Here is a 6,928-nt window from a genome sequence, read left to right as displayed (position 1 = left end):
GGAGGAGATTGTAAAGACCGTAAAGACTTCTCTATGATACACTTCGATAATGTCTCAAAGTACTATGATACGAACACGGCAATCAGGAACATAACCCTTTCCTTCGAAAAGGGTGAACTGGCCTTTATAACCGGCCCGAGCGGCGCCGGTAAGACGACCCTCCTCAAACTCATCTATGCGGCGGAACTCCCTGATTCCGGCAGCGTATCCGTAGCGGATTGGCAAACGGACAGGCTTGACGGCTCCACGATTCCACTCCTCAGGAGGAACACCGGCATCGTCTTTCAGGATTTCCGGCTCCTCGATAACATGACGGTCTTCGATAATGTGGCATTGTCGCTCAGGGTGAGGAACGTTCCTGAAAGGAATGTGAAAGAAGAGGTCCTCGATGCGCTGAAGATGGTGAATCTCAGACATAAGACAGACAGCTTCCCCCCCGCTCTTTCAGGGGGAGAACAGCAGCGGGTAGTGATAGCGAGGGCGATCATCGGAGAGCCGACCATACTCCTTGCTGATGAGCCGACAGGAAACCTTGATGCAGACACCGCGGCAGGGATCATGAACATAGTCCGGGAAATCAATGCAAAGGGGACTACGATACTCATCGCGACCCACAACCGGGATCTCTTCAAGAATAGCGGCAAACGGGTCATCAGGCTTGATGCCGGTTCCCTTGTGGGAGAAGCGAGGGGATAGGCCGATGCCCTATGCGATGAAGGTGGCCCTCCGGAGCCTGTGGCGCGAGCGGTGGATCAACCTCTTATCGATTCTCACCATAGCGATGGGACTCCTCGTCCTGACCCTCATCGTACTTTTCATGTACAATCTGAATCTCTTCACGAAAAGACTTCCCGAGAGGTTCTCCGTTGTTGCATATCTCAAAGAAGGGATTTCCGAACAGGATACGCAGGAAATTATTGCGTCACTCAAGAAGCACCGGAGCGTCGAAAAGGTGACCTACACTTCGAAGGCCGAGGCGCTCCGTGAACTGAAGGCCTCAATGAAGAGTGCCGACTACATCCTTGAAGGATTGAATGAAAACCCCCTGCCTGCTTCGATCGAGATCCGGTTAAAACGAGAAGTCGTGGGACCGGAATCGGTAAAATCCTTCGTTTCCGATATACGGAAGATTCCGGGCATGGAGGATATACAGTACGGAGAGAAGTTCCTCGTCTCTCTTCATTCTCTCAAGACAGGGGTTCAGACCGCGGGCCTTATCCTCACGGTCATCATGGCCGCCGGTATCATTTTCATATGCTATAGCACCGTCAAGATACTCTTCTATCGGAGGAGGGAAGAGATAGAGACCCTGAAACTCCTCGGCGCAACGAAAAGATTCATCAGACTACCTTTTCTCGTGGAGGGAGGGGTGATCGGTGCGGCCGGGGGCGGCATCAGCCTCATCTTCATTCTCGCCTTTTATGCCATTGTGGTTATGCAGTTGACTGCGACGGCCCCTCTTTTCGGTGCCGTGGTGTTCCCTCAGCGAATCCTCGCGTGCGTGCCGGGTGCTGGCTTTTTCCTGGGGATCGCCGGTGCGTTCATCGCGATCGGGAGGATTAAGTTTTAGGACTTCCCTCATCCATGGCGATGACGGTATGAAAGGAGAGGACGGCATCATGCTCCGGAGAAGATGCGTAGCTCCCCGTTCCTTTTCCGAAAGGTTCCTTCGCTCGTTCCACGGGATCAGGGAGTTAGTGCCCATTGCCCTTTCCCTGGGCACATATTTCTTGGTCCTTACCGCAGTACTGCCTCTCTCCGGAACCGCTTCCGCTGAAAACCCTAAGGAGGAGTATCGGAGGCTTCAAAAGGAGATGGAGGCGCACAGGAAGAAGCTTGACGAAGCGAAGAGGCGAGAGCACTCGGTCATCGAGGAAATCGACACAGCGAACAGGGGACTCGACGCCGTCAGAGCGGAACTGAGGAAGCAGACGGTGCGACTTCAAAAAACGGAATCGGAGATGAAGGCGATTGAGGCCGACATAGCGACGAATAGGGGGCAGCTGGACAAACAGCGGGCGTGGATGAAGAGGAAGCTTCAGGCGATGCAGCGATATGGACAATCATACGAATTATTCGTTCTCGTTACCGCAGCGGATGATATGGCGCAGATTATGCGGCGCTGGAAGTACCTCGAAATCATCTCGCTCTATGAGAGAAGGGTCATCGACGGTTATCTCGATACCCTGAGGAAGTTGGAAGAAAAAGAAAAGCGGCTCGAAAGTCTCCGTGCGGATCTGAGGGTGAGCGAAGACAGAATCCGGGTTACGGAAAAGACCCTTGAGGAAAAGAAAAGGGATAGGGAGTATCTCCTCACGTCGGTCAGAAGTGAGAAGTCCACTCAGGAGAAGATGCTCAGGGAGTTAGGGGAAGCCGCCAGGCGGCTCTCTGAGGTCATCAAGAAACTTGAGGAGAAGGAGACGTACGAAGCGCGGGGATTTTCGGCACTCAAGGGAAAACTCTCATGGCCTGTCGGCGGCAAGGTCGCTGTCCCTTACGGCAGTCAGAAAGATCCCCGGTTCAATACCCCTGTTTTCAGGAACGGCATCTATATCAAGGCAGATGACGATTCCATACAGGCAGTACACGAAGGCAAGGTCGTTTTTGCAGACTGGTTCAAGGGCTACGGTAACCTCCTCATCATCAACCACGGAGAAGGGTATCACACGCTCTACGCAAACCTATCGGAGATTTTTTTTAAGGTTGGAGATATAATAAAGGGGCGGGAGGTCGTGGGCAGGGCAGGAGAGTCAGGAATCCTCAGCGCTCCCTCTCTTTATTTCGAGATTAGATATAAGGGCAAGCCCCTTGATCCGATGCAGTGGTTAAGAAAAAGATAGTGCCCCAGCAGGTGCGGCAAAGCATTCGGGGCGAATAAGAGGAGGTCAGACAGAGAGATGGCGCGCAGTAGGCGGAAGATACTTATCACGTGGTTTTTGGTTCTGACGGTTGCCGCAGCGGGCATCATGGTCGGCAGATGGTCAATAGGCCGTGTAAGCGCAGAGGTTGAAGGATATGAAAATCTGAAGACATTTACGGAAGTCCTCTCGATCGTGAAGAAGAATTATGTGGAGGACGTAAAGACGAAGGACCTCGTCTACGGTGCGATCAAGGGGATGTTAAATTCCCTCGATCCCCACTCCAGTTTCATGCCCCCCGATGTCTACAAGGAGATGCAAGTCGATACAAAGGGGGAGTTCGGGGGACTCGGTATCCAGATCGGGATCAAGGACAACGTCCTCACGGTCATTGCACCGATCGAGGATACGCCTGCCTATCGGGCGGGGATAATGGCCGGCGACAGGATCATCAAGATTGACGATCAGAGCACGAGGGACATGGCCCTCCACGATGCCGTGAATAAGATGAGGGGGCCCAAGGGGACAAAGGTAAAGATAACCATCATGCGTGATGACTGGAAGGAGCCGAAGGATTTTACGCTCGAGAGGGATATCATCAAGATAAAAAGCGTGAAGTCGAAGATGCTCGAAGAGGGTATCGGTTACATAAAACTGACCCAATTCCAGGAGCAGACTGCTGCGGATCTGGCAGCGGCACTAACCAAGCTGAACGACGAGAAGATGCATTCCCTCGTCCTTGACTTGAGAAATGACCCCGGCGGACTCCTGAACAGTGCGATCGATGTCACGAGTCAGTTCCTGCCCCCCGGGAAACTCGTTGTCTATATTAAAGACAGGAGTGGTGATAAGACCGAATACAAGACGGGCGGGAAGTTGCCCTATTATGACAAACCGACGATGATCGTGCTCGTGAACCAGGGGAGCGCGAGTGCTTCTGAAATCGTTGCCGGCGCCCTCAAAGACTGGCACAGGGCGGTAATACTGGGAGTCCAGACCTTCGGGAAAGGATCGGTCCAGAGCGTCATCCCTCTCAGTGACGGTTCCGGTCTCAGGCTGACTACGGCTCGCTATTATACTCCGAGCGGGACATCTATTCAATCCACCGGGATCACGCCTGATATCGTCGCAAAATTGGAGGCAAAAAACGGCGCGAAAGAGCATACGGTCATGAGAGAGAAAGACCTGGAGCGTCATCTTAAGAACGAACAGGAAGAGGAAGTGGCGAAACCTCAACAGGAGACCGCTCCCCTCGAGGTATCCGAAAAGGATGACTTGCAACTCCAGCGGGCGATAGACCTTCTGAAGACGTGGAAGGTTTTCAAGGAATTACCCAAGGCATCGTAAGAGTGCAGACTGAGGGATGAAAGCTTCGGATACGGGAGTCCCATACGGCTCTCTGCCGGCCGTTTCGCGTTAGACCGATCTCATGTCGCGCATCATTTTCGACATTGAGACCGTCGGGAGGGATTTTGAGTCCTTCGATAAGATGACGCAGGACTATCTCCTCAGGTGGACCGAAACGGAGGAAGAGATTCAAGGGGTTAAGGAAAGTCTCTCCTTCTATCCAGTTACCGGAGAGATTATTTCTATAGGCATGATGAATCCGGACTCGATGAAGGGCGCGGTCTATTTTCAATCCCCGGGTGAATCTCTCTCACCCTTCGAGGAGAACGGCATCAGTTTTCGTTCCGGTACGGAGCGCGAGATTATCGGGCATTTCTGGGATACGGTCAGGAGCTATGACCAGTTCATCACGTTCAACGGCAGGGGCTTTGATTGCCCTTTTATCATGGTGAGATCGGCAGTACACAAGGTGGCGCCTTCACGCGATCTGATGCCGAACAGATATAACGGCGCACATATCGACCTTCTCGACCAGCTTACTTTTTACGGAGCGACCAAGAGGAGATTCAGTCTCGATATGTGGTGCAAGACGTTCGGCATTAAGAGCCCGAAATCCGAAGGAATAACCGGTTACGAGGTCAAAGAGCTGTTCTCGTCGAAGAGGTATCTCGATATAGCAAAATATTGCCTCGGCGATATCATAGCCACAAAGGAACTCCACACGTACTGGGAAAAATACATACGATTTTCCCCCGGGAGATCATAGGAGACAACTGTGGAATTGAAAAAGACCGTCCATCCCCGTAAGTCGCCGTTGCTCTTTCACGACATCCGCGAGGAATGCGGAGTATTCGGCGTATTCAATCACCCGGAGGCGTCCAATCTGACCTACCTCGGTCTTTACGCGTTGCAGCACCGAGGGCAGGAAGGGGCCGGCATATGTTCCTCCGACGGGAAACAGCTCTATACGGAAAAGGCCATGGGTCTCGTTGCTGACATATTTACCGAAAAGAGGCTCAAGAGACTGCCCGGGCACATGGCGATCGGACATAACCGCTATTCCACCGCAGGAAGCAGCGTCCTGAAAAATGTACAGCCGATCGTCGCTAATTTCGCCCTTGGCACGCTCGCCCTGGCGCATAATGGCAACCTCGTCAATGCCACGGAACTCCGGAAAGAGCTCGAGGAGCAAGGCGCCATATTTCAATCTTCGTCAGACAGCGAGGTGATCGTCCATCTCATTGCCCATGCAAAAGGGGAAGGGTCGAGCGACAGAATCATTCAGGCGCTGCAGAGGGTCAGCGGGGCCTTCAGTCTCCTGGTGCTTACGGAAAAGGAATTGATAGCGGTGAGGGACCCTCACGGGGTAAGGCCGCTCTGCCTTGGTCAGGTAGACGGCGCCTATGTGGTCGCCTCGGAAACCTGCGCCCTCGACCTGATAAACGCAACATATATCCGGGATGTCGAACCCGGCGAATTGCTTGTCATAAACGAGAGCGGCATGAAGTCTGTGAGGGCGCTGCCGAGCCTCAGGAAGGCGCACTGCATATTCGAGTATATCTACTTTTCCCGTCCGGACAGTTATATCTTCGGCTATCAGAACGTGAATGAAATAAGGAAAGAGTTCGGGCATCAGCTCGCGCGCGAATCAACGGTCGATGCCGATATCGTCATTCCCGTACCTGACTCCGGAGTGCCGGCCGCCATCGGGTTCTCGGAAGAAAGCGGAATCCATTTTGATTTCGGCCTCATAAGGAACCACTATGTCGGAAGGACGTTCATCGAACCGCGCCAGAGCATCCGGCATTTCGGTGTAAAGATAAAACTGAACCCCGTAAGGAGACTCCTCGAGGGGAAGAAGGTTATTGTTGTGGATGACTCAATCGTGAGGGGAACGACGAGCAAGAAGATCGTGAAGATGATCCGCGAGGTGGGAGGCGCCAGAGAGGTTCACATGCGTATCAGTTCTCCGCCGACCATAGGCCCCTGTTTCTACGGTATCGATACCCCGACCCGGCAGGAACTCATAGCTTCCACGCACCGGCTTGAAGAGATAAGAAAATATTTGACGGCCGATTCCCTCGCATATCTCAGCCTCGAAGGCACGAAGAGGATCGTTCCCGATTCCGGGGATTTCTGCACGGCCTGTTTCGACAACGACTATCCCATCGGATTCCCGGGCGAACACCTCGAACAGCTGGAATTCATGTTCCGATAGCTGCCGGGAGAGTCCGGGACGGCTGCTCCATGGTAACGGAATCGATCAGATCGATCTTTACAAGAAACCTCGGCGTTACCCGGCAGGAACGTGTCCTTGTGTTTACCGACAGGATCAGGGAAAACGAGCTCCTCGAGGCCCATGACCGATGCAGGCGGGAGAGGCTGAGGGACCTTGCGCTGCTTACTGCAGAAATCGGTAAGGCCTTCGCAAGGAAAGTGTCTTTCCACGAGTTCCCCTCGACGAAGGGCCACGGCGTGGAACCGCCTGAGGATCTCTGGCGGATGGCCTTTGGCGAGAGGGCGGCCGACGCATTAAAAACGGCAGGTCTTTTCACCTCGCTCCTTTCGAAGGAGACCTCTGATGCATTGATCGAAAAGGCGGAAGGCATCGTAAAAAAATATCGTCGTTCGATAGTGCATGCGGTCATTGCCCTTTCCAATTATTCTACGAGCCATACCCGTTTTAGAGACCTCCTGACGAGGGTCTGCGGCTGTCGGTACGC

7 protein-coding genes are annotated in these 6,928 nt (G+C 53.3%); all 7 read left to right on the top strand.

The window, feature by feature from the left end; genetic code table 11:
• Positions 1–696: cell division ATP-binding protein FtsE (ftsE, locus tag VEI96_09910; GenBank protein HXX58301.1), on the top strand; the 696-nt coding region annotated here is incomplete at its 5' end.
• Positions 662–1,570, top strand: coding sequence for a permease-like cell division protein FtsX (locus VEI96_09905; GenBank protein ID HXX58300.1), 909 nt, complete (start codon positions 662–664; stop codon positions 1,568–1,570). The genes ftsE and VEI96_09905, both read left to right, overlap by 35 nt.
• A 49-nt stretch (positions 1,571–1,619) precedes the next feature.
• On the top strand, positions 1,620–2,840 hold the full coding sequence (locus VEI96_09900; GenBank protein HXX58299.1) for a peptidoglycan DD-metalloendopeptidase family protein: 1,221 nt from the start codon (positions 1,620–1,622) through the stop codon (positions 2,838–2,840).
• Between the two features lie 57 nt (positions 2,841–2,897).
• Positions 2,898–4,205, top strand: coding sequence for a S41 family peptidase (locus tag VEI96_09895; GenBank protein ID HXX58298.1), 1,308 nt, complete (start codon positions 2,898–2,900; stop codon positions 4,203–4,205).
• 82 nt (positions 4,206–4,287) lie between these two features.
• The gene (locus VEI96_09890; GenBank protein HXX58297.1) at positions 4,288–4,971 is read left to right on the top strand and encodes a ribonuclease H-like domain-containing protein; all 684 of its coding nucleotides are present in this window, start codon (positions 4,288–4,290) and stop codon (positions 4,969–4,971) included.
• Between the two features lie 9 nt (positions 4,972–4,980).
• Entirely contained in the window at positions 4,981–6,423 is a 1,443-nt protein-coding gene (gene purF, locus VEI96_09885) for an amidophosphoribosyltransferase (GenBank protein HXX58296.1), read from the top strand.
• Positions 6,424–6,452: 29 nt separating this feature from the next.
• The coding region (locus tag VEI96_09880; GenBank protein ID HXX58295.1) for a hypothetical protein at positions 6,453–6,928 on the top strand (476 nt) is incomplete at its 3' end.

The sequence above is a fragment of the Thermodesulfovibrionales bacterium genome (assembly GCA_035622735.1).
Taxonomy (GTDB): Bacteria; Nitrospirota; Thermodesulfovibrionia; order Thermodesulfovibrionales; family UBA9159; genus DASPUT01.
The sequence above is the reverse complement of the archived record's forward strand: the minus strand, read 5'-3'. Positions and strand labels throughout refer to the sequence as shown.

What these genes read in the sequence shown, in the direction of transcription:
- VEI96_09900 (HXX58299.1), top strand. Translation starts at nt 1,620, where the DNA reads ATGCTCCGGAGAAGATGCGTAGCTCCCCGTTCCTTTTCCGAAAGGTTC.
- VEI96_09905 (HXX58300.1), top strand. Translation starts at nt 662, where the DNA reads ATGCCGGTTCCCTTGTGGGAGAAGCGAGGGGATAGGCCGATGCCCTAT.
- VEI96_09890 (HXX58297.1), top strand. Translation starts at nt 4,288, where the DNA reads ATGTCGCGCATCATTTTCGACATTGAGACCGTCGGGAGGGATTTTGAG.
- VEI96_09895 (HXX58298.1), top strand. Translation starts at nt 2,898, where the DNA reads ATGGCGCGCAGTAGGCGGAAGATACTTATCACGTGGTTTTTGGTTCTG.